General features: G+C 56.2%; 20 protein-coding genes. 12 read left to right on the plus strand and 8 right to left on the minus strand.

Annotated features, from left to right (window positions below):
• Positions 1 to 3: 3 nt before the first annotated feature.
• From GH656_RS03720 to GH656_RS03755, 8 genes are all read left to right on the plus strand, one after another.
• Positions 4 to 729: a flagellar basal body rod protein FlgF gene (locus tag GH656_RS03720; RefSeq protein ID WP_153074642.1), complete on the plus strand. Its 726-nt coding sequence runs from the start codon at positions 4 to 6 to the stop codon at positions 727 to 729.
• 100 nt (positions 730 to 829) lie between these two features.
• Entirely contained in the window at positions 830 to 1,612 is a 783-nt protein-coding gene (flgG, locus tag GH656_RS03725; protein ID WP_153074643.1) for a flagellar basal-body rod protein FlgG, read from the plus strand.
• Positions 1,609 to 2,298, plus strand: coding sequence for a flagellar basal body L-ring protein FlgH (gene flgH / locus GH656_RS03730; protein ID WP_153074644.1), 690 nt, complete (start codon positions 1,609 to 1,611; stop codon positions 2,296 to 2,298). The genes flgG and flgH overlap by 4 nt, the downstream gene beginning before the upstream one ends.
• Before the next feature lie 50 nt (positions 2,299 to 2,348).
• Positions 2,349 to 3,431 (plus strand): flagellar basal body P-ring protein FlgI, encoded by a 1,083-nt coding sequence (locus tag GH656_RS03735; RefSeq protein ID WP_153076542.1) that lies wholly within the window; start codon positions 2,349 to 2,351, stop codon positions 3,429 to 3,431.
• Between the two features lie 82 nt (positions 3,432 to 3,513).
• Complete coding sequence (locus tag GH656_RS03740) at positions 3,514 to 3,969, plus strand: hypothetical protein (protein WP_153074645.1); 456 nt, start codon at positions 3,514 to 3,516, stop codon at positions 3,967 to 3,969.
• Positions 3,966 to 5,309: a flagellar hook-associated protein FlgK gene (flgK, locus tag GH656_RS03745; RefSeq protein ID WP_153074646.1), complete on the plus strand. Its 1,344-nt coding sequence runs from the start codon at positions 3,966 to 3,968 to the stop codon at positions 5,307 to 5,309. The genes GH656_RS03740 and flgK overlap by 4 nt, the downstream gene beginning before the upstream one ends.
• 18 nt (positions 5,310 to 5,327) lie before the next feature.
• Positions 5,328 to 6,239, plus strand: coding sequence for a flagellar hook-associated protein FlgL (gene flgL, locus GH656_RS03750; protein WP_153074647.1), 912 nt, complete (start codon positions 5,328 to 5,330; stop codon positions 6,237 to 6,239).
• A gap of 27 nt (positions 6,240 to 6,266) precedes the next feature.
• On the plus strand, positions 6,267 to 7,409 hold the full coding sequence (locus tag GH656_RS03755; RefSeq protein ID WP_153074648.1) for a hypothetical protein: 1,143 nt from the start codon (positions 6,267 to 6,269) through the stop codon (positions 7,407 to 7,409).
• 76 nt (positions 7,410 to 7,485) lie between these two features.
• On the opposite strand, the gene GH656_RS03760 is transcribed toward GH656_RS03755, so the two are convergent.
• From GH656_RS03760 to GH656_RS03795, 8 genes are all read right to left on the minus strand, one after another.
• Positions 7,486 to 8,478: a hypothetical protein gene (locus tag GH656_RS03760; RefSeq protein ID WP_153074649.1), complete on the minus strand. Its 993-nt coding sequence runs from the start codon at positions 8,476 to 8,478 to the stop codon at positions 7,486 to 7,488.
• A gap of 191 nt (positions 8,479 to 8,669) precedes the next feature.
• The gene (locus GH656_RS03765) at positions 8,670 to 9,602 is read right to left on the minus strand and encodes a hypothetical protein (protein ID WP_153074650.1); all 933 of its coding nucleotides are present in this window, start codon (positions 9,600 to 9,602) and stop codon (positions 8,670 to 8,672) included.
• 330 nt (positions 9,603 to 9,932) lie between these two features.
• Entirely contained in the window at positions 9,933 to 11,147 is a 1,215-nt protein-coding gene (locus GH656_RS03770; RefSeq protein ID WP_153074651.1) for a hypothetical protein, read from the minus strand.
• Between the two features lie 252 nt (positions 11,148 to 11,399).
• Positions 11,400 to 12,602, minus strand: coding sequence for a hypothetical protein (locus tag GH656_RS03775; protein WP_153074652.1), 1,203 nt, complete (start codon positions 12,600 to 12,602; stop codon positions 11,400 to 11,402).
• Positions 12,603 to 13,009: 407 nt separating this feature from the next.
• A complete protein-coding gene (locus GH656_RS03780; protein ID WP_153074653.1) occupies positions 13,010 to 14,203 on the minus strand; it encodes a hypothetical protein in 1,194 nt (397 codons plus the stop codon).
• A 380-nt stretch (positions 14,204 to 14,583) separates the two neighbouring features.
• Entirely contained in the window at positions 14,584 to 16,041 is a 1,458-nt protein-coding gene (locus tag GH656_RS03785) for a mannose-1-phosphate guanylyltransferase/mannose-6-phosphate isomerase (protein WP_153074654.1), read from the minus strand.
• A gap of 340 nt (positions 16,042 to 16,381) precedes the next feature.
• A complete protein-coding gene (locus tag GH656_RS03790; RefSeq protein ID WP_153074655.1) occupies positions 16,382 to 18,676 on the minus strand; it encodes a capsular polysaccharide export protein, LipB/KpsS family in 2,295 nt (764 codons plus the stop codon).
• A complete protein-coding gene (locus tag GH656_RS03795; RefSeq protein ID WP_153074656.1) occupies positions 18,673 to 19,839 on the minus strand; it encodes a glycosyltransferase family 4 protein in 1,167 nt (388 codons plus the stop codon). Before GH656_RS03795 ends, GH656_RS03790 begins: the two co-directional genes overlap by 4 nt.
• A 177-nt stretch (positions 19,840 to 20,016) precedes the next feature.
• On the opposite strand from GH656_RS03795, the gene GH656_RS03800 reads away from it, so the two are divergent.
• Genes GH656_RS03800 through GH656_RS03815 form a run of 4 tightly spaced genes read left to right on the plus strand, consistent with a single transcriptional unit; the run spans position 20,017 to position 23,811 of the window.
• Positions 20,017 to 21,207 (plus strand): polysaccharide biosynthesis/export family protein, encoded by a 1,191-nt coding sequence (locus GH656_RS03800; protein WP_153074657.1) that lies wholly within the window; start codon positions 20,017 to 20,019, stop codon positions 21,205 to 21,207.
• Between the two features lie 39 nt (positions 21,208 to 21,246).
• On the plus strand, positions 21,247 to 22,377 hold the full coding sequence (locus GH656_RS03805) for a KpsE/RkpR family capsule polysaccharide export protein (RefSeq protein WP_246184198.1): 1,131 nt from the start codon (positions 21,247 to 21,249) through the stop codon (positions 22,375 to 22,377).
• On the plus strand, positions 22,370 to 23,170 hold the full coding sequence (locus tag GH656_RS03810) for an ABC transporter permease (protein WP_246184199.1): 801 nt from the start codon (positions 22,370 to 22,372) through the stop codon (positions 23,168 to 23,170). Before GH656_RS03805 ends, GH656_RS03810 begins: the two co-directional genes overlap by 8 nt.
• Positions 23,167 to 23,811, plus strand: a complete 645-nt coding sequence (locus GH656_RS03815) for an ABC transporter ATP-binding protein (protein ID WP_153074659.1) — start codon at positions 23,167 to 23,169, stop codon at positions 23,809 to 23,811. Before GH656_RS03810 ends, GH656_RS03815 begins: the two co-directional genes overlap by 4 nt.
• Positions 23,812 to 23,819 lie beyond the last annotated feature (8 nt).

The following is a 23,819-nucleotide window of genomic DNA, read 5'->3' on the forward strand; positions in this document are numbered from 1 at the left end:
CCGATGGACGCGTTTATCTATACCGCGATGAGCGGTGCCGATCAGGCTCTGGTGGCACTCAATGTGCGTGCCAACAATCTGGCCAATGCGCAGACGTCGGGCTTTCGTGCCGATTTGATCTCGATGCAGAGCAAGAAGGTGCCGGGCTACGGCTACGACTCACGCCAGGACGTGCAGGTGGACCGCATGGCCGTGAACGCGGAGCCCGGGCGGCTCACCGATACCGGCCGCAAGCTCGACGTCGCCATTGATGGCCCTGGTTACCTTGCGCTCGATGGCCCGGAAGGCATCGTCTACACCCGTGCGGGCAGCATGGTGCTGGAGAGCGACGGCTCGCTGACGCTCGATAGCCTGCCCGTGATGGGCGAGGGGGGCGCGATTACGTTGCCCGAGCACGACCAGGTGATGGTGGGCACGGACGGCACGATCAACGTCCGCCCGCTAGGCGAAACCGAGTTGCAAACGGTGGGCAAGCTGCTGCTGGTCAACCCGGACCCAGCTGACGTCACCAAGGATTCGCATGGCTTCATCGTTTCCATCACAGGCTCGGCCTATGAGGTGGACGACTCGGTGCAAGTCAAAGGCTCGCATCTGGAGGGCAGCAACGTTTCTGCCGTAGACGAAATGATGCAAACCATGGCGCTGACGCGCTCATTCGAAATGCAGATGCGGCTGTACAAAACCGCAGACGAACTATCTGAAGCGGGCAACCGCTTGATCCGCGCGTAAGCGGACTTAAGCATCCGCAAGACCCGCAAGACCCGCAAGCACTCGCAAGCCCATACAAGCGCACCGCCATGCGCTTCACCCGCAAGCACAAGGACACACGATGAATCAGGCACTGTGGATCAGCAAGACTGGTATTCAGGCTCAGGAAGCCAAGCTGCAAACCATTGCGAACAACCTCGCCAACGTCAATACAGTTGGTTTCAAGCGCGACCGCGCGATGTTCGAAGATTTGTTCTATCGCACCGAGCAGCCACCAGGCGCACAGGTGTCGGAAAACTCGACCGGTGCTGGGATTCAGATTGGGAACGGCACGCGTCTCGTCGGCACGCAGAAAGTATTCACCGCAGGCAACCTGCAAACCACCAGCCAGGCGCTGGACGTCGCGGTGGTGGGCAATGGCTTTCTGCAAGTTGAGATGCCGAACGGCGAAACCGGCTACACCCGCGCGGGTCAGCTACGGCTGAACGAGCAAGGCCGCTTGACGAACGCGCAAGGCATGCCGCTGGTGCCAGCCGTGACGATTCCACCGAATGCCACCGGCATCACCATCGGCGAGAACGGCACGGTTGCCGTGACCACGGATGGCGCGAATGCAGTCGAAGCCGGGCAATTGCAACTGGCGAGCTTCGCCAACCCGGCCGGGCTGCGCGCGATTGGCGACAACCTGTACCTCGAAACCGTAGCCAGTGGCAATCCTAACGAAGGCGAGCCAGGCATTGGCGCACTAGGCAAGATCAAGCAAGGCGCGCTGGAAGGCTCGAACGTGCAGGCCGTCGAAGAGATGGTTGAGATGATCGCAGCGCAGCGCACCTACGAAATGAACACCAAGGTGCTGACCGCAGCCGACAACATGATGCAGTACCTGTCGCAGGCCGCGCGATGAGCCAGCGGCCGCTTCGCCACGTTGCTGGACTCGCCGCTCTGGCGCCGCTGGTGCTGTTGCTGAGCGGCTGCATTTCTGTCGGCTGGGGAGGGATCAGCAAGGTCGAACCCCCTCAGAACGATATGCCCGACACCGCATGGGAAGTCCGCAAAGGCACGGCTGGCGGCGTGTTTGTTGCCGACCAGGCCTGGTCCCTGACTTCCGATATCCGCGCGTTCCGCGCCGGCGACGTGCTCACCGTCGAGCTGCTCGAATCAACTCAGGCTAGCAAGAAGAGCGGCACGCAAATCGACAAGGACAGCAACGTCAGCGCGAAAAAACCTTCGGCGTTTGGCATCGAGCTGCCGCTTGAGGCTTCGCTTGGAATCAAGCGCGGCTTTGACGGCTCGGGCTCCAGTTCCCAGCAAAACACGCTACGCGGCTCGGTCACGGTGATCGTCCAGCGCGTGCTGCCCAACGGCCTGCTACAGGTGCGCGGCGAAAAGACCCTGCTGCTGAATCAGGGCGAAGAAACCGTCCGGCTGACCGGCTATGTCCGCTCCGCCGATATTGATACCGATAACCGTGTCTCATCGCAACGCGTCGCCAATGCGCGCATTCAGTATTCGGGCAAGGGCTCGCTGGCTGAGGCGAACCAGCCAGGCTGGCTGACCCGGTTCTTTAACAGTCCGTGGATGCCGTTTTAAACCACGTAGATCAGGAGCCGGAAGTGACAAGCAATCGAATCGCTGGATGGATGCTGGGCCTTGTGCTGGCGCTGGGCTTGCCCACGGCGTGGGCCCAGAACGTAGGCGCGCTGGTGAACGTTGAAGGACTGCGCGAAAACGCGCTGGTGGGTTACGGCATCGTGGTCGGCCTGAATGGCTCCGGTGACGGCACCCAGGCGAAGTACACCGCGCAATCGGTGGCGAACATGCTCAAGCAGTTCGGCACGCGCTTGCCGGAAGGCACCAATCTGCGTTCGCGCAATGTGGCCGCAGTGATGGTGAGCGCTACCTTCCCGTCGGGTTACCGCAAGGGCCAGATGATTGACGTCACGGTGTCGTCGCTGGGTGACGCCAAAAGCCTGCGCGGCGGCACGTTGCTGATGACGCCGCTGCGCGGCGCGGACAGTGAGGTGTATGCGCTGGCGCAAGGCAACCTGGTGATCCCAGGTATTTCAGTCCAGGGCCGCAGCGGCTCCAGCGTCACCGTGAATACCGCCACGACCGGACGGATTCCGCGTGGCGCGACGATCGAGCGGGAGATCGCCAGCGACTTCGACAGCACGCCTTCAGTCCGGCTCAACCTGAAGCGTCCCAACCTGCAAACCGCGGCGAACATCGTCGATGCGATCAACCGCAGCCTGGGCAACGGCGCGGCGACTGCACTCGACGGCACCTCAGTGGATGTCATCGCACCGCCCGATCCGACCCAGCGCGTGGCCTTCGTAGCCAAGCTCTCCGCGCTGATGGTGACGGCGGGCAAAGAGATGCCGCGCATCGTCTTTAACTCGCGCACAGGCACGGTCGTTATCAGCCAGGGTGTAACGGTGAAGCCCGCTGCGGTCTCGCACGGCTCGCTCAAGGTGACGATCTCCGAAGGCTTTGCCGTGAGCCAGCCGAACGAGCTCAGCCAGGGTGAGACAGCGGTGCTGCCGGTGAGCGAGCTGAATGTGTCGCAACCTGGCGGCCGGGCCTTCCAGTGGAAAAACGGCACCAGCCTGCAGGCCATCGTTGACACGATTAACAGCACCGGTGCCACGCCTGACGATCTGATGGCGATCTTGCAGGCGCTCGATGAAGCCGGTGCGCTATCGGCCGAACTGGTGGTGATCTAAAGCCCACTGCCGAGGCGTGCCTGGATGATCCGGGCGCGCACGCTCAAACCACTCACTCGCAACGACGCTCAAGGAGCCCCAGATGCTCATCAATACAGCTCATTCGATGGCTTTGCCCCACGTGAGCGAACCCAACCCGCTAGCGCTGACACGCGGTAATGCCAGCATCAGCCTGAGCCGCGATGACCCGGCTTACCGCCAGAAGATGGAGCAAGCCGCCGAACAGTTCGAAGGCCTGTTTATCAGCCAGATGCTGAACTCGATGCAGCAGGCGAACCAGCCGATCAAAGACACCAACGGCGAGAGCGATAGCTCAAGCGACGGCTTGCTGGCTTACGCCAATCGCGTGGTGGCCGACACGCTGGCGTCACAGCGTGCGTTCGGGATTGCTGAGTGCCTGATTGCGCAGATGCTGCCGCCGCAAACGCTGCCATCACAAGATCAGGCCGCACCTGCCACGGCATCTGTTACGACCCACGCCCAGGCTGAAACCGTGCCTGCGGCTCCACACCTCTCTTCCACGGACCTCGCATCATGAGCCTGATCCACATCGGCCTGTCAGGCACCCGCGCAGCGCAAGCCTCGCTTGCCATGGCAGCGCGCAATACCGCTAACCTCGGCACCCCCGGCTATACCCGCCAGGGCGTGATGCTCACTGCACGCCAGAACGGCGGTGTCGACGTGCAGTCAGCGATTCGTTTTGCCGATATCTACAAGACGCAGCAAAAGTGGTACAGCCACGCCGCGCTGGCGCAACAAAGCGCCTCGGCGTCGTACTTCAACCAGCTCGAAAAGGTGATGAACCTTGAAGACGGCAGCGTCAAAATGGGCCTCGACGGCTTTTTCAAGGCGCTCGATGCCGTCAGCGCCGACCCGACCTCAGGCCCGTTGCGCGAGCAGGTGATCGGCATGGCCACGACGCTCACGCAGAGCTTTAACAACCTGCGTCACATGATGACGGGCCAGCTTGATACGTTGCGCCAGCAAAGCAGTGCCGCCGCTGGCCAGATCAATTCGCTGGCGCAAACCGTGGCCGATCTGAACCAGAAAATCGCCGAAGCCCAGGGCACCGGCGTGGTGCCGTCCGAGCTGATCGACCAGCGCGATGAAGCGATCGACCAGATCTCTGGTCTGGTTGAGATCCGCGTGATTCGCCAGCCGAGCGGCGCGATCGACCTGACCTTCGCCGGCGGCCCACCGCTGGTGGCAGGCCCGAAGGTGGGCCAGGTTGAGGTTGCGCATCATCTCGACGGCACGTTCTCCGTCAACCTGGAACTGGCCGGCACCCGCTATCCGCTGCAAGGCGCGAAGCTGGGCGGCACGCTAGGCGGCCTCGCCGCGTTCAGCGAAGGCGTGCTGCAACCACAAATGGAAGGGCTCAAAACCCTCGCGGGCGAGATCGCCAACCGCTTCAACGCACAACTCACAGCAGGTTTTGGCACAGATGGCAAGCCGGGCCAGCCACTGTTCACCTTCGATCCGGTGTCTGGCGTGATTGGCGTGAACGCCTCGATCAGCCACGCGCAACTGGGTTTTTCCAGTGATCCGGCCACCCCTGGCAACAGCGACAACTTGCTGGCGCTGATCGCGCTGCGCAACGAAAAAATCACCGTGGCAGGGCTGGGCGAAGTGTCGATTGGCGACACCTACACGATGCTGGTGGGGCGGCTGGGTTCGGCCAGCCAGCAAAACCAGGCCGCCCTTTTGACTGCGCTGGAAATTCGCAAGCATGCCGAATCTGACTGGCTCGCCGTGAGCGGCGTGGACAAAGATGAAGAGGCCGTGAATATCAGCGAGTACCTCAAGGTGTATCAGGCGAACATGAAAGTCATCGCAATTGCGAAAGACCTGTTCGACACGACTCTCAGCAGTTTTTAAGTTTCGCAGGAGCGTTTTATGCGTATCTCCAGTCAGCAGTTTGGCAACCGGATGGTCGACACCTTGCGGGCGTCGAACCAGAAGCTCTCTAATTTGATGATGCAGATCGACAGCGGCCGCCGCATCCTCAATCCATCGGATGACCCAGTCGGCGGCGTGCGTCTGTTGCTGCTTGAGCGCGATGCCTCGGTGCTGAGCCAGTACCGCAGCAATATCGGCACCTTGTCGATCCGCCTGCAGCAAAACGAAAGCCATCTGGATGGCCTGCTGAAGACCGTGGTTTCCGCCAAAGACCTGATGCTGCGCGCCGCCGACAGCAGCACCACTTCAGCCGATTTGCACGCGTTGGCAGGCACCCTGGAAAGCCTGAAGCAAACCCTCGTCGAAGGCGCGAACGTGAAAGACAGCGAAGGCAATTACCTGTTTTCCGGCACGCTGACCAACACCGCACCGCTGGGCTACGACCCCGCCGCACCGGAGGGGTCGCGCTATCGCTACAACGGCAATTACGAGCAGCAAAAAGTGGTGGTCGGCCACGGCGTGACTCAGGCGGCGAACAGCAATATCGCTGGCGTAGTGGATCTGGTGAACCAGCTCGATGCCGCCCTGACGGCATTGAAGGCACCAGGCGTGAGCTCAAGCGACCCAGCGACTCACGCGTTGATTAACGCTAGCCTGGGCTCGCTGGATAGCGGCGTGAATACCTTGAGCGGCCAGATCGCCAGTCTTGGCGGGATGCAGAACACGCTCGACCTGCTCGACCAAAGCCACGAAGCAATGCTGGTATCGAACGGCCAGGCCGCCAACATGGTGGGTCAGCTCGATTACGCCGAGGCCTACGACAAAATGAGCAACTACATGGTGGCGGTGCAAGGCACTTACAAAGTGTATGGACGCGTCGCGCAACTGTCGCTGTTCGACATCCTGTAACGCCGTCATCCGCTGAGTGCTGATTCGATGAACCTGCATATATCCCCGGCCAGTCTTGAACGCACCACGCCGCTCACCAGCGGCGTGAGCACGCAAACCAGTGCCACCGCACGCACCGCCGCCGCGCTGTTGCCTGATGCGCCTGGTGTGTCGCCAGCCCGTCCCGCCGAGCGTTATCGCGGCGCGGGGCTGAATGCGCGCATTGCGTTTGTGGTGCAGCAGGCTGATTTCAATCAGCGTGTCACCGGCGCGCAGCGCACACGCGTGTTTCTGGAACAGGCCACGACCCAGTTGCACACCCTCAAGAACGCGCTGGGCGCGAGCCTCGCGGGAGCTCCGGAAGGCGAGGCTGCCGCGTCGCGGCTAGCCGCTTTCACGGCGCACTGGGAGACCCGCGCGAGTGCGACCGCTGGCGTGCTGGATGCCGATTTGCGCTATCACGACGATCACGGCGCGCGCCAGCCATTCAAGGTGCGCGCGCTGGACTGGCCCGCCGTGAACCAGGCGGGCGCTGAAACCTTGACGGTGTATCCCGGCGGCCTTGGCAAGACCCCGGTGGCGCTGAGCTTCGCGGCCCAGCCCGAAGCAGACGAAGCCCTGGCGCGCCGTATCGACCGGGCACTCGCGCCTGCTGGCATTCGGGCCGAACTCAAGCAGCCGGGGAATGTGCCGGGCGCGCATGGTTTGAACGCTTCAGGCACCTCAGGTGCTTCAGGTGCTTCAAGCGAAGCCAGCCAGCAACCGAGCCTGGTGTTGTCGACGCCGGAAGCAGGCTGGCCCGAAGTACGTGACCAGTTGATGATTCAGGGCAGCGGCAAGCGCTTTCCTGGCGGCCGCCCGAGCCGCGCCGCCGCCGCGCCACTGCCTGCCGCGATAGAGCCGCAGAAATGGCGCATCGACGAGCGCCAGGCATTGCGTGACACACTGCGCCAGGTAGTGCAGGCGCAGGCGCTGGTGGGCGGGGCACTCAGCCATACCGAAACGCTACTGCACGAAGCCAGCACGCAGATCCAGGCGGGATTGCATGCGGGCGTGGCAGGACGCGAGGGCGCGCAGACTTTCGCCCAGATGCTGGAGCCGCCGCTGGGGTATCAGACCTTCGCCGCGATTGGCTCAAGCCTGAAAGGCATGAGCCGGGCACGGGTGAATGCGCTGCTGAAGCCACGCTAGCGCTACAGGCCACGAACGCGGCTGTCTGAAGCAGAAATAACGCAGAAGAACATTCAGCAGCCGCTCGCAAGGTCATTCAAGCCAGGCTGGACGGATACGGATAGCGGTGAGTATCCGGTTTGAGCTTGCTGATGCCTCGGAGGATTGCCATTGAATCCGGCAGATAAATCTGTCCCCGCGCTTTTACATCGCTGACGTAAATCCTGTAGCTGTCGGCGCTAAACGCGTGGGCAATGCGCACCACATCCAGATTGCCTTTGCCATTTTTGGGGAACGCTTCTATTGCGTGCTGGAGGTTTTTTTGCACCTGATAAAAAGGCGGGCTCTTTGGTTGCTGCTGATTTATTTTGCCGTAAGCTTTTTTTTGTTGAATGAAAAATTTATAATAATCAATTGATGAGCGTAATAAATTCAAGTCTGTCTGGGTTAGTTGATTTGCGCTGAAGGCCTGAAAATTAGGAATAAGTGAAAGATTATTTTTATTCAGATCGGCCAGGTAATTTAAGAAGACAACGTCAAGATGACCAAGGTGTTGGTGGATTTTTTCAGAATTAGAACTTTCTTCAGCGCCATTAGCTTGCCGAAAATTAGCAGGTGTTGCGACGGACCAGTCTGAAAGAAACGGGCATTCGAAATTTTTTAGAATCGAGAGTAGATCCGGGTTGCATGCCGCTCCGTTGGATAACGAATTTAACTGCTCCGTGAAGGTTTGGGCATTCGGTTTTTGGTGAATCAGTTTTGACATCGGAATAATCGCGTGCGGATCATTTTGTGGTGTCTGGTGGTAGATCAGCGCGTGCAGGCGGTCGTTCAGAGAGTGATGCTCGTCATATGGGGTGCTTGATGGCATTGGGGCAACGTGACGCTGCTGGACTGGTGTGATGGGCGTGCTGCGTGGGTAATAAATAGAAGGATTTTGCTGGATAATATTTTTAATGATTTCAGGTTGGCGATAATTGACGGTTGCTCTCGGATAAATTTGTTCGCCACTGAAAAGAGAGTCGAAATTATTCAGCGTATCTTCAATTTCTCTAGCTATTGCACGGATTATTTTTTCAATGCCACTCATGATTTTTTAAATAGTCTGTGGAGCGGTTCTGGGGCAATTTCATGAAGCAGTATTAGCCCACGTCAGGCTGTGCGCGGACTTTACACATGGAACATGAGGCTGGTGTGAGGTGTCAGTTCAATATTTTAAGCAGCGCCGCAGGTTAAGAGCCGCGGCGCTGGATCAAAATAAAATTGGGCGGGTTATATGAGTTATGCTGCCGCTGCCTGCATCAGCCCCTGGATTTTCTCAATAAATTCCAGCCGTTTTGCATAGGACATCCGTGTTGACAGGTGATTTACAAACAGCTCAAAAGAGCCTAGCAGGTACATGAGTGCGATGTTGCAGCCGGCTTTGTCAATTGATTTCCGGCCATTCATTGTAATTTCTGTCTGAAGGGATTTAATTGCTTGGTCGATTTCATTTTTATATTTTTCTGTTGAAATATGGAAGTTTTCTTTGGTTGAATTGGGTACGTCAGGAGTGCAAGTATGATTTTCGGAATCATTGTTTTGATGCCTAATTGAAAGGTCTAGTTGATCAGTCGATGCAAGGTCTGCTTTTTCTTTATGTTGATAAAGCTCGTGATAAAAATCTATGCTGGATGAAATAAGATTGATTTGAGCTGACTGGGTGTGAGCGTATGCTTTACTAACGTATGTGTAAAAAATACTTTTCCTGGAAATGTTGTTATCTTCGTCTGTGACGTTGTTTTTATGAAACGCTGCCAGATCGGAAGATAAATATGATTTTATCATTTTGGCGTAACACACATCTGCAGGGCAAATAGCATTGGAAATTTGATACTTGAATGTTATATATTCTTTATGAAACGTAGGGAGCGGTAACTCTTTGATTGCTGTAAAAAAAAGGCTCAGTTGATTTTCATCAAGTTTAGTTGTAAAGTTTTCGAGTGGGGAGCCGCAACTGGCTAAGAATTCTTGGGCTAGTATTTTTATTTTTTTTTCAATTGTTTGATTTTCGAACCTGTACTCTGCGTCAAGAATTATGGTTTTGCCGGAAAAATTGGACGAGTTGTTTGGATGGGCATTTGCTCTTGTGCCAAGAGGCGTAATGGAATTATTGTTGCCAGGCTTAGAGATGGGATGCGGCGTGTTTGAGAGGCCAAAAATTCGAGAAAGCATTGTATGGTATTGTGAAAAATAGTAAGTGAAATAAAGAATGCGAATTTATTATCAGTACACGCAATACAGGTGCTGATATAAAATCTGCGGCATGGTTCATGGCAAAATTGCAATGAAATAACGTTAAATTAGTAACACCTCGAACCAGGCAGTTCCAGAAATTTGCTGTTTTCTGGTGTGGAAAAGACGGCTTGCTGCAATTTTTCGGTGATTTGAGAAAAATTTACCGTCGTCGTGAAAGGTGCAAAAAATCGTAGTGCCATCAGTCACGGGGCTGGAGTTTGGTATTAATCCGGTGGGCTGTATCGGTTTGTTGCTTTTGACATGGATTTATTGAGTTGTAGCGCTATGCGATGTCTTGACTAGTTTGGGTAAGTAACGTTTATCCGTCGAATCAACCTTGTGCAGGATATCGAGTAAGGGTGTGACAAATTCCAGCGGATCTTTTAATTCGGCGATTAAAGTATTATTTTTATTTTGGTTAATCAATTTTAATATCCTGGTATGGAAGTGACTGGTTGCTTGGTTGGCTTCCTCTTTGGGCACCACATTACTTTTAATGTCTGGCAAGTTTTTTATGGCATCTTCACAAAGAAAGTATTTGTAGAGCACAGCCGCATTCATTAAGACAATAACGCTAAATTTGAGACTGTCGAGCTCTTCTCGATTTTGTGGGGATTGAATATTTTTTATTGATTCTCGCAGCAGGCTTTTGATGTGTCCCGTGGAAGTGTGGGTAAAATAAGAAAGGTTGATGTAGTTGTTTGATTTTAAATTTTTTTCGCCAGAATAAAGAGGTTCTTTCTTTGAAAGAAAGATTGAATAAAATTCGAGCGAAAGATAGCGCAGATCTTCGTACATCTCTTTTTTGATATTTCTTAATGTCGTAAGATATTTTATATTCAGGCTTGTTTCGCTGAAATATTCGCCAAGATGCGGAAAAATTCCCAGCAGATCTGCGTCTGTCCCAGCAATAGACTGTTGAATTAGGCAAAAATTTAATTGCTCTAGACAAAGTTTATAGAAGCCACCTTTTGGAAATAGTTGGAAGAATTCATTTTGATCCAGATTTTTTATGATATTTGGAAGCCTAATGTTGTCAATTTTTTGTAAAAAACAGGAGTATTTGAGCTGATTTTTCGTATGGAAAAAATAATTTATGGGTTGCCCTAATGCGGCAACCTTGAAATCGGTGTCGGCGATAATTTCCATTTTCGGATCAGAAAAGATCTTTGCAGAAGTGACTAGTGTTTGTGAAAATGGAAAAATTATTGTTGATGTTGGAGAAAATATAGTGTGGTCTGTTTTTTCGTTATCCATCAGATCGATTGTAGAATTTTTTCCAGCGAAAGATTGAATCATCGGTGATAAAGACTGATAGTAATGTGTCGCATTCGGGTTAATGCAATGGTCGAAATTTTGAACGTCAATGGTGCTTTTTTTAGATTCTGCAGAGCTAGTCTCAGTGTTGGGTTTGAAATTACTTTCGATTAATTCGGTGTTGTGTATGGTATTATTTAAAATTGGCGAAATGAGTTTTGTCATAATTTAAATTAATCAGATTATTTAAAATATACAGAAATTCATGAGAATCTGCTATTGCATCATGCCGCTTAATCAGGGCTACCCCGGCGCTTGATGCTGGATTCCAGCACGAGAACTTACTGAGTAACACGTCAGACTCATCGGTTCCCCCTGATGCTCTTGTTTGTTTGAGTAAAGCAATAATTTATGACTCATATCGCATAACCATGAATTTTGACCCGCCCTCAGCCAGAGCCAGAGTCAGCACGTTGATCAATCGGGCAAAGAGGCACTGCCCATTTCGATTGACATTCCAGACGCTGGCCTAACTGCTTGACGGAGCGCTTCCGGCTGCAAAACCGGATTTTGCAGCCTTTGAATAAACTCTTTGGGGTTGGAAAAATGGATCTGTTTTTGAAAAGTTCTAGAGATGACATAAATCTCCAGAAACATTGCCGTCAGCATATTATGCGAAGCTAGATCTAGTTTTTCACTGCGGCTTTCAATAGCATCAAATGCGGACCTGATTTGCTGTTTAAATTCCCCAGTCGAAACGTGGGGTTTTTCAACAAGATAAATGCACGAATCAATTTGCTCTTTATAAAAATACAAAAGCCCAAGATTTAATTTTTCAGGCGTATTTTTAGCAAGGTTGGTGAGGTGAGAATAAAGTAACGCTTGAGGATGATTAAATTTTGTTTGAGCGATTAAAATTGGGGTGTTGTCACATTGTTCCGCATCATGCACCTCTGCCACATTGGACAATGTGCGTTTGATAATTTTTTCGATTTCATCCCTGATTTTGTGTAATGTGCCAGAATCACGCTGGTGACTGGGTAAAAAATCTATAATCACCTTTTCCGGGTGGGTGCCTAGTTTATTTTTTAGATTTTGTAAAAAAACATACAGCTTGTACGTCCCGGAAATTAACTGTAACTTTCGGCATTCCTGGTTGCTGTTGTTACGTGAGGGAATGAATGCGCTATGCACCTCTTGAATTTCATGGCTCAAATAATCATTAACTAGATGCCCGCTTAAACCTTTGAGGTAATGCTCGATCATTTTAATATTGGCCTGTTCAATGACGGCACAATATTTATCTGGGGAAAATGAATTTTTCCCTTTGCGCGCTTCAAACAAAGGAGGGAAGCGAAATTGCAGAAAATTATCGGCGATTTGTGAAGCGCTTTTCCATGTCAAATCTTGCAGCAGCGGCGGGGTATTTTCGATAAATTCCAGCGCTCGCTCTTTGGCGGGGCTTGAGTTTGCTCTGAATTCAGGCAGGTCACCGCTGGAATCAAGCGAAAATATTTTGAGCCTGATCGTATTTGTTTCTAGCGGCTGGGTTTCTTTGACACGCGTGTTAAGTGCGGCTCCCTGCTGGCTTTTATCCGTCTTGCTCGAATATTTCGTCAGCGTATTGGACTCGAATATTTGCGTCAAATTTCGCAGTGTGAAATTTTTTAGAAGAATCATTAGCTTAAAACCCCAGGCAGAAGATGATAAAAATCAGGCCACTCGCACAAGCAGTGGTCTTCGCGTATCTCCGGGTATTTTTTTGTGAGATCTACGCCCGGTTGATGAGTGGCACGAGTGGCTTAACCGGGCGGTTGAGTGATGTCAGATCTTGTGTATTGCGTAACAGCGCAACTAGATTGGTTCCAGAAATTTCACGTTATCTGGCTGGTGCGATGGCGTTTTCGTTGCCCCAACGCCTGGTGTGGCCTTGATCTGAGGCCTACCGCCGTTGCTAGCGCAAGGCTGGCAACGGCGGCAAGGTTTCAGATCAAAGGGGTACGGGCCGCAGCCAGCAGCGCCGCCCGTGATCTGTCGCTCAATGCATGCAACGGGCTGGAGCGATGGCAGAAACGGATTCCAGCCGTTTATTTTTTGGGCAAAATATGCGTCGGAAAATGTTGAATGAATTCGTTGACATTTTTTAGCTTAATGAGGTGGTGAAGTTTTTCGCTGTAAATTACCTGAAATCCAGCCAAAAACGCATTGGAAAGATTAAAAGTAACCGCCTTGGCAAGGCCGCCTTCAGATGTAATGGCCTGCTGTGCGTGGCGGATTTTTTCTTTAATCCAGTGCGTGTGGATACGTTGATTCGCGGCATCCTTATTTAGCAAGATCGAATCCAGTAATGCAATATAGTGCTGAATGTGCTTTTCTTCCAGTTTTGGTTTATCTGAAATACTGTCTGGGCCAATGGAGTACTGGTTGGCGAGATGCTGGTAAAAAATAGTGACGGCTGTGGAGTTGCTTTGTGGAATGGCGAGAATTTTCTTTTGAGGTTCATCACTGTCAAGCAGGTAGTTATCTGATTTAGGGTCGATTTTATCGATCAGAGCCAGGGCGGCAAATTTAATCTCATTCAGATTTTTGATGCTGGGCGAGCGATCTATGAGAAAGGGGATTTTTACTTTATCCGGGTCAACCTCTAGCTTTTGCTCTGCCGAGAGTGCCAGGAGATACAGTTCAAGCGTATAGCGAATTAGGTTATAGGCGGGAGGTGTGTCTTCATCCCTGAAATATTTCAGAATGCCATTTTTGTCAGAAAAATGATAATTTGAATCATGAAAATTACTCCGGACCAGCTCTTTTAGCCCAGCGGTGTAATGCTTGAGGATTTGCAGCGTGTTGTCGCTAGTTTTGCTGCTGTCAGCGAGGGACAAAAAAGGTAGTCCAGATTTGCTGGGAGAAAAAACAGCTGGACATTCCGTTTTTTGAAAATAACGGATGAAGTTTTCGCGGTTTTTTTCCGCTATGTCGCCGGGCGGAAAGGGCGTGCTAAATGGCGATTTATTTTTCTCGACATATTCATCGGCTTTGATTTTTTCGTAATCGGGTTTTGTCGAAAGTAAAAGCTTGTTTACTTTGCCGAATGATGTCGAATCAGGCGGTGAGCAGGCCGGGCTGGAATTTTTAAAGTCATGGCTAAAGCGTAATGTTTCAGTTACGGTTGCCAGTGGATTGTTTGACGCGGGCGGGGAGGCGAAAATTGAATTTTCGCCGCCGGAATAATTTGGGCCGGGTTGCACATTTATCGGACTGCTTGGTGGGTTAATGCGACTCATAATTTTAATTAACTCAGGAGGTGGTAAAGATCAGGCGTGATGCCCTGACCGGCCCTTTTCTCTCATTTCATCTATTTTGCTGCATGAGGCAACGATATTTTCTGCTGGAAATATCGGCTGCCTGTAACGCAGATGCCGCAATAACTGTGTAACGCCACGCCCCAACCAGTTCCATCGTGTTTAAAATTAAATGCGCATGCCACCATGCAACACAATTTTCAATAACGGATTCCGCATAAACTCAGGCTTGCGGCGCAGGCGGATTTTAAATAAACATCCGTTTAAAGCAGTTAGGCAAATTATTTAATTTATTTTTAGCCTAACCCCATGCCGGGCGAGATCGTCTCGCGCCAGCAAGTCTCATCGGGCCACCGGCCCCCTCACTCCACTGACTCCACTGCCACTGGCGGCATCTCCCCAGCCCGGCCGTAGCAATCCTCGAAACGCACGATATCGTCCTCGCCCAGATAAGCCCCGGATTGCACCTCGATCAGCTCAAGCGCGGTCTGGCCCGGATTGCTGAGCCGATGCACAACGCCTGCGGGGATATAGCAAGACTGGTTTTCCTGCAGCACGAAGTCATGCGCACCGTTCGTCACGTGGGCGGTGCCTTTGACTACCACCCAGTGTTCCGCGCGATGGCGATGCATTTGCAGGCTTAAGCGCGCGCCCGGATTCACGACGATGCGTTTGACCTGGTAACGTTCGCCGCGCTCAAGGGTTTCGTAGCTGCCCCATGGACGCGCCACGCGACGCTGCGTGCGCGCTTCGCTGCGGCCATCCGCCTCCAGACGCGCGACGATTTTCCTCACGTCTTGAGTGCGCTCGCGGTGTGCGACCAGCACCGCGTCGGCGGTTTCCACGATCACCACGTTGTCGAGCCCGATAGCGGCGACCAGCCGATGCTCCGCGCGAATGTACGAATTCGATAGCGACTCAGTCAGCACATCGCCCGTGGTGGTGTTACCCGCTGCATCGGGGGCGGCCAGTTGCGCCAGCGCTTCCCACGAGCCGACATCGCTCCAGCCCAGGCCATCAGCCGGGAGCAGCACCGCGCGGTGGGTTTGCTCCATCACCGCGTAATCGGCCGACAGGCTGGGGCAGGCACCAAAGGCACCGGCCTCCAGACGAATGAAATCGTCGTCGTGGCGCGCGTGCTGCCATGCCAGCTCCGCGTGGCGAGCGATCTCGGGCGCGTAGTGCTGCAACTCCGCGAGCCAGGTCGAGGCTTTCATCAGGAACATCCCGCTGTTCCAGTAATAGCCGCCGTGCGCGAGCAGGCGTGCGGCGTGCTCCGCGTCCGGTTTTTCGATGAAGGCGCGCACTTCATGGGCTGCGCTACCGGGCTTCACCGCTGGGCCTGCGCAGAGATAGCCGTAGCCGGTGTGGGGCTGGGTGGGTTCGATGCCAAACGTGACCAGATAGCCGTCACGCGCCAGCGGGGTGGCCGCTTGAACCAGACGGGCGAAGGCCGCCTCGTTCTGGATCAGGTGGTCTGACGGCAGGACCAGCAACAGCGCATCGGCTTGCTCATGCAAGGCCCGATGCGCGGCGGCCGCGATGGCGGGGGCGGTGTTGCGCGCGACGGGCTCCAGCATCACCGTGAGCGGTGCGACACCGGCTTCGTGCAACTGCTCGGCAACCAGAAAGCGCTGCGCATGGTGCGTCACCACAATGGCTGGGGCTGCGTCATCGAGGCCTTGCAGGCGCAATGCGGTTTGCTGCAGCAGCGTCTCGCGGCTGGCGAGCTTCAGATACTGCTTGGGATGCGCGTCGCGCGACAGCGGCCACAAGCGCGTGCCGCTACCGCCGCATAACAGGACGGGATAGATCTTCATGAGGAGGTGAATACAGAACGGTGAGCCAGGCCCGGCGCAAGGGGGACGAGCGAGGGTAGGCGTGAGGGCCGGAGCGAAGGCGAGGGCGAACGCAGGTGCGGGGGCAAACGCAGGTGCGAAGGTGAATGCAGGAGCGGGGGCGAAGGCAGGTGCGAAGGCGAAAGCAGAAGCGAAGGCGAAAGCAGGTGCGAAAGCGAAAGCAGGTGCGAAAGCGAACGCAGAAGCGAAAGCAAACGCAGAAGCGAAAGCAAACGCAGGAGCGAAAGCAAACGCAGGAGCGAAGGCAAAAGCAAAAGCGAAGGCAAAAGCAGTAGCAAACGCAAACGGCGCAAGTCGGCGTTCATCGGCTGGCCTTTCTGGCATGACGCCATTGCGCACCACGCCAGGCTAGATGCCGCAGCGCATTCCGGCTCCAGCGCAGCACCTTGAGCAAACGCCGTCTGGCATTGCCGCGCGGCGCTTGCAGCGGACGCGCCGCGAGCGGTGCGAGCTGCCGCACCACCGCTTCGGGCGTGGTGTAAAGCTGCGTACGCCAGTCCCAGTACAGCGGATAGCGCAGCAGCACGCCCGCCACCAGCATGTCGAGCGATAACGGCCGCTCGCGCCACGGCTGGGCCAGCATGTCGCGGGTCAGGCCCCAGCCCGCATAGAACGGCAGCCCATACGTGAACACGGCTTTACCGCGTAGCAGCGCATCGAACCCCGCGAGCGACGACAGCGTATGCACTTCGTCAGCCAGTTCGATCAGCGACAGCAAGTCAGCTTCGGTATCAACCACATCCACGTGCTGCTGCGCGGCGATCAAGCCGGGGCGATTGCCGGAGAGCACGTCAGGGTGCGGCTTGTACACCAGCCACGCCTCGGGACGGTGAGCCCGCACTGCTTCCAGCAAGGCTTCGATTGTGCTGATGCCACGGCTGCCGAGGCGTACCGAGGCGTCGTCGGCGACTTGGCCTGGCACCAGCACGATGGTTTTGCCCGCAGGCGCATGCCAGCCAGGCTGACGCCGCCCGAGGTTGTATTTGGTGACGCCGCTATGCACCACCAGACGGCGCAGCGCAGCGGCCCGGGCGCGCTCCTCGCGGCCAAAAACGCCTTTGTTGAGCAGCATGGTGAGATCGCTGGGGCAAGACGGATCGAAGTACATCCCCCGGCTGTCGAGCACCTGGCTATACGGCGGGCTCATCTCGGAGCCGAGCCCCGCGGAATGAAAAAAGCCGTCTTCGATGCGCACCACCGGAACTTGCTCGGCCAGCCCCACCGCACTGCGTGCGCCCCAGAGCACGGCGGATTCGTCCGGCTGGAACACATCGGACGCATCGGTCCAGCGTAGTTGTGCGCCGCCTGCGCACAAAAACGGCGTGGCAAACGGCCGTTTCCACCACTGAAACCCGACCCCGGCCACCTGACGCAAACCCCGGTAGCGGCGTCGCAGGGTGTTTTGCCACTCGATGCTGTCGAGCAGGTTTTCGAGGCTGCCGGGCTGATGGGTGGCGGGATCGAGATAACGCGCGAGCTGCACGAAGACGACTTCGAACAGTGCCGCGACCGTAGGTCTTGCGCTGCGCGTTGAACCTGCAGCAGGCCTCAGCGGACGCATCGGGCGCTCCGGCTGCGCCGGGTGATCGTGCGTCAGCCCCCAGCCCGCGTAGTAAGGCATGCCAAAGACATGCAGCGGCACGCCCGCCAGCAGCGCCAACATGCCTTCCGGCGCTGCCACGGTGTAGACATGGTCGACATCTTCGAGCAACGCATGGAACGCCGCATGCGGCTCCATCTGCTGGGTCGCGCGTGGCAGTGCTGGGCTGGTGGCGGCGAGCCACGGGCCGCTGCCGGATTCGGTGGACTGCACCAGCCAGAAGTCGGCATCTGGATGAGCGCGCTGCGCCACGCGCAGCATTCGCTCGAACTGGGCCCGGGCATGGCGCACCGGCGCGGCGGCCATGCCGTGGGTGGCGGCGCGCTCATCGAGTAGCAGCACACGGGTTGCCGGGCGCTTTCTGGAGACGATCCGGACCACTCGCCGTGCGTGCTGATGGCGTGCGGGCAGCGCATCCGCGTGCAGCACTCGCTGCATCAAGCGGGTGATTTCGGCTGAGACCGCGAAGGGCTGATGCCGGGTGGCGTGCTGTTCGAGCGCATGCTGGATCGCAGTGGCGAACGCTTGCGGGCTGGCATCGCTGACAGGCGCGACGAACCATGACAGCAACGGCTGGCCCGGCGACGCGCGGGACCACACCGGGCCAGGCCATGCCACTGGCGCGCTGCGGTTATGGCGGCTGCTGAAGCGGCCAGGACCACTGAGGCACCGCAACCGATGCAGCCAGCGCTCATGGCGCAGATCGAGCCAGCAGTAGGAGTAGGAGTCGGGCGTGTGGCCATGCCGCCGCGCAGTTAACCGGATGAGCTGGGTGAGCCGGATCAGCCAGGCGAACCAGCGGCGGCTACGAATGAGGCTGTTCAGGCTGAACTGGCCGTTGCTGCCATTGCCATTGTCATTGCCATGACGGAGGCCGGTAGCGGACGCACAGGCGGCTTCGGCGGCGGCGTTCTTTTGCGCTGCGGCCGCCGCCGCTGCGTCTGCGGCAGGCGGGCTGGAACCAGGCGCGCGAGGAGGAGGGGGCGTGGGGTTCATGTGGACAAATCGTCGAGAAAGCGGTTAACCCGCGTGAAATGCGCGGCCCAGGTGGGGGCTTGAAAGGCTTCGATCCGCGTCAGTTGCGCGGCGCGCTCCGGGCTGTCAGCGCGCGCGTAAGCCTGAATGCGTGCGCGCCACCCAGGGCCATCGAGCGGATCGAGATACTCCGGAATATCGCCCGCGATCTCATGAAACACCGGCAGATCGCTGGCCAGCACCGGCACGCGTAACGCCAGCGCTTCGACCAGCGGCATCCCGTAGCCCTCGGCAAATGACGGGAAGAGCAGCGCCTGAGCATGTTCCAGCCATGCCTGGAGGCGGTTGTCGGGGCAATGCGCTTCTTCGATGACCACGCCGTGCAGGCTGGTGCAACGTTCGAGCATGTCGATCACGTTTTCGCATTCCCAGCCACGCCGCCCGATGATGACGAGCCTGGGCGCGGCGGCCCCAAGCTGTTCAACCAGGCTGCGCCACACATTCAGGATGAGCAGATGGTTCTTGCGCGCCTCGATGGTGCCCAGCATCACGAAGTAAGGCGCTGCGAGCGGCCGCGGTTGCGCTTGCTCCGGCAGCGGCAGGGGGGCGATGCCCGAAGCCAGATGAGCGACTGTGCAGGGAGGCAGCGCCAGTTGGGCGGCGTGGGCTTCGGCGCGGAGTGAGGCGGCGGTGGCCTGTGAATTGACGATGATGCCGGCCGCGTGTGCGAGGCAAGTGTGGATGCGCCGCCGGTGCGTGACATCGACGCCTGGGCGCGTGTATTCGGCGTGCGTGAGCGGAATCAGGTCGTGCACCATGAATACGGGTTTAATACCGTGACGTTGTAATCGGGCGTAATAACCAGGGAATTCCATTCCGCCGTGGTTAAGGTGCAACAGAAATCCGGGGGCGTGCGAGCGCTTAAAAAAATGATTAATGCAAGCGCGAATTAGGATATGTCTTAACGCGGTTTTTTTGCTTGAGAAATGACTTAGTAGTTCGAAGACGGATTTTGAGGAAATTTCTGAAAGAATAATCTGAGTGCCTCGGTAAGAAATTACTGCAAGCGCGTCAGAAAAATATTCGTGGATATAGGCCAACGCCACGCGGTCTATGCCAGTGGGCATCAGGCCGTTATAGAGACGGGCCAGCGGGCGGCTTATATCAATATAAATCTGCTTCATTTTTTTGAATTAAATGACAAAAAACTGGAATATCTGTAATAAAAATGTATTTTATAGGAAAAATAACGTGACTTATTAACGGGATAGGCTGCTCTGATTATTACCGGGATAAGTATTCGACCCAGAACGCATGTAATAATCATTCAAAGGTTGAATGTGAGTTAAACAGAGACAGAGATGCTAACGCAGTACAAAAACACACGATTTATATCAGGCATTGCCGCCGCCCTGCTTCTGGCTGGATGCGGCGCGATTCCTTCGTCTGGTCCAGGGCGCTCCGCCGTGGCCGATGCCGCGCACGCCGCACCGTCACCTGGCGCGGCGGGCATCCAGATTGTCGATGTGACCGACGCCATCGCGCACCAGCTCTACGCCGGGCACCAGAAAGCCGGGTTTGCCAGCACGCTTGGCGGCGCGGAGCCGTTCCGGCAGCAGTTTGGCCTGGGCGACGTGCTCGAAGTGTCGATCTGGGAAGCCCCGCCCGCCATGTTGTTCGCCACGGCTGGCAGCGCCTCGCGCCAGACCACGGAAGGCGGGCTGGCGGCGGGCTCGCAAGCCACCGTGCTGCCCGGGCAAATGATCGACGCCAGCGGCCAGATCAACGTGCCGTTTGTCGGCCCGGTGCGGGCGGCGGGCCAGACTGCCCATGAAGTCGAAGCGGCCATCGCCCAGGGCCTGCGCGGCAAGGCCCACATGCCCCAGGTGCTGGTGCGCCTCGCTCACAACGCCAACTCTTATGTCACGGTGGTCGGTGATGTCACCACCAGCACCCGCATGCCGCTGTCGCCCCGCGGCGAGCGGCTGCTCGATGCCCTTGCCGCAGCGGGCGGCGTGCGTCAGCCGGTGGACAAAATGACCATCCAGGTCACACGCGGCGACAAGGTAGAAGCGTTGCCGCTGCAAACCCTGATTAAAGATCCGAAGCAGAACGTCGCGCTGCGCTCGGGCGATGTCGTCACCGCGCTGTTCCAGCCGCTCAGCTTCACTGCGCTGGGTGCATCCGGCAAAAACGAAGAGATCAATTTCGAAGCCCAGGGCATCACGCTGGCCCAGGCGCTGGCGCGCTCGGGCGGCCTGAACGACTCACGGGCCGACGCCCAGGGGGTGTTCATCTTCCGTTTCGAAGATGCCGGCGCGCTGGCGTGGCCCACCCAGCCGGTGCGCACCACGGCAGCGGGCAAGGTGCCGGTGGTGTACCGCCTCGACCTGAAAAACCCGGCCAGCTTCTTCGCCGCGCAAACCTTCCAGATGAGCGACAAAGATTTGCTCTACGTATCGAATGCGCCGGTGGCCGAGTTGCAAAAGTTCCTGAATGTCGTGTTCTCCGTGGTGTATCCGGTGGCCAGTTCAATCAATACCTTTAAATAAGCGCGCGAGCGTTTGATTCCCGCATCTGGTAGCAAGTTGATGAAAAGCATTGAATTCACCTATCCCCGCATTCGCGCGCACTGGGCTCGTGCACGCAAGAGCATGTTCTTCTGGATCGTTGTGCTGCCGGTCGCGCTGGCGGTGCTGTACTTCGGCTGCGTCGCGTCCGATATCTACGTTTCCGAAAGCCGCTTTGTCGTACGCTCGCCGGACAAGCAGGTTCAGTCAGGTCTCGGCGCGTTCCTGCAAGGCACGGGTTTTAACCGCTCACAAGACAACGTGTATGTGGTGCACGACTTCATTACGTCACGTGATGCGCTGTCGCAGCTGGAAAAAAGCGAGCGGGTGTCGACGCTCTTTGGTGCCAGCTCAGTCGACCGGTTCAGCCGTTTCGGCGGGCTCGATTTCGATCGCAGCTTCGAAGCGCTTTACCGCTACTACGACCGCCGCGTCAGCGTCGATGTTGATTCAACCTCCGCGATTACCACCTTGCGGGTTAACGCATTCACCGCGCAAAGCGCGTATCAAATCAACCATGCGTTGCTGGAGATGGCTGAACATCTCGTCAACAAGATGAGCGTGCGGGCCCAGGCAGACCTGATCGCGTCGGCACAGAAAGAAGTCGACGCAGCCAGAGTCGCCGCGCAGGAAGCGGGTACCCAGCTTGCGCGCTACCGCACCGCACAAAAAATCTTCGATCCAGACAAGCAGTCCAGCTTGCAACTGCAGCAAATTTCGAAGCTGCAGGACGAGATCGTGCTGACCCGTACGCAGATCTCGCAGATCAAAGCTTTCGCTCCTGAAAACCCGCAGTTGTCGACACTTCAGACCCGCCTTGTCGTGCTTGAGCAGGAAGCGCAAAAGCAGATGCTCGCAGTGGCGGGTGACAGCCGCTCGCTGACCAGCAAGACGACGCAATACCAGCGGCTGCAACTCGACCAGGTATTCGCCGATCGCCAGTTGATCTCCGCGCTGGCCACGCTCGAATCCGCTCGCAACGAAGCTTTTCGCAAGCAGCTTTATCTGGAAGTCATTGCCAATCCCAATACGCCTGATGTGGCGATCCGGCCGAACCGGCTGAAGGCGATCCTGGTGGTGCTGATCGGCAGCCTCGTGGTGTGGGGCATTGCCTGCCTCGTGCTGGCGGGTGTGAGAGAGCACCATGACTAACGCGATGCCGCGTGCCGGGCTGGGTCATTCATTGCGCTTGCAGGTGCGCTCGATTGGCGCGCTGCTGATGCGTGAAGTGCTGACTCGTTATGGCCGCCATAACATCGGCTTTCTGTGGATTTTCCTTGAGCCGATGCTGCTCACGCTGGGTGTGACGCTGCTGTGGCATTACACCTTCAGCTCGCATGCGGGCAGCCTGTCGGTGACGGCTTTTGCGGTAACGGGCTATTCGTCGGTGCAGTTGTGGCGCACCACCGCCGCGCGCTGCATGCATGCGTTGCAGCCTAACCTGAGCCTGCTGTATCACCGCAACGTGCGGATTCTGGATATCTACCTCGCGCGCATCGTGCTGGAACTCGCGGGGGCGACAGCCGGTTTCATGCTGATGATCGTGATTTTTGTCGCGGCGGGCCTGATGGCGATGCCGCAAGACTGGTACACGCTGATGCTGGGCTGGTTTTTGCTGGCGTGGTTTGGCAGCGCGCTGGCACTGGTGCTGGGTGCGGCTAGCGAATTGTCCGAGCTGGTTGAGCGGGTTTGGCATCCGCTGTCGTATTTGCTGTTCCCGCTGTCGGGCGCGATGTTTCTGGTCGACTGGCTGCCCACGCGGCTGCATTCACTGGCCCTTTGGGTGCCGATGATTACCCCGCTCGAGCTGATCCGCAAAGGGTATTTCGGCAGCGCGGTGCGAGCGCATTACGACATTCCATGGCTGCTTGCGGTGAACTTGCTGCTTACGCTGGCGGGCCTGTATTTATGCCGCCGCGCCAGCGCCCGGGTGGAGCACGAATGATTATTCTGGATCACGTCTGCAAGGATTATCCGACTCGCAGTGGCAAGCGGAAAATATTGCGCGATATCAATGTTGAAATTAATCCCGGTGAACGCATTGGCATTCTGGGGCGTAATGGCTCGGGCAAATCAACCTTACTGCGTTTATTGAGCGGGGCCGAAGCGCCCACGTCGGGCAGCGTTATTCGCAAAATGAATGTGTCGTGGCCACTGGCGTTTGGCGGTGCATTTCAGAGCAGTCTGACTGGCATGGACAATTTGCGGTTTATTTGCCGTCTGTATGGCGTGCAGCTTGAAGAGCAGCTTGACTTTGTTGAATCATTTACCGAGTTAGGCCCGTATTTACGTGAGCCGGTTAAGCGTTATTCGGCGGGTATGCGTGCAAGGTTGTCGTTTGCGCTGTCGCTGGCAGTCGATTTTGACTGTTATCTGATTGACGAAATAATTGCCGTGGGTGATTCACGTTTTCACGAAAAATGTCATTACGAATTATTCGAACGCAGAGGTGACCGGACGTATGTCGTGGTGTCGCATGATCCGGGGCTGGTGGGCCGTTATTGCCAGCGTGCGGCGGTGCTGAAAAATGGAAATCTAACCGAATTTTCAGCTATTTCTGATGCATATAATTTCTATTTAGAGTGACACTGTCT

The organism is Paraburkholderia bonniea, from assembly GCF_009455625.1.
GTDB classification, from domain to species: Bacteria; Pseudomonadota; Gammaproteobacteria; order Burkholderiales; family Burkholderiaceae; genus Paraburkholderia; species Paraburkholderia bonniea.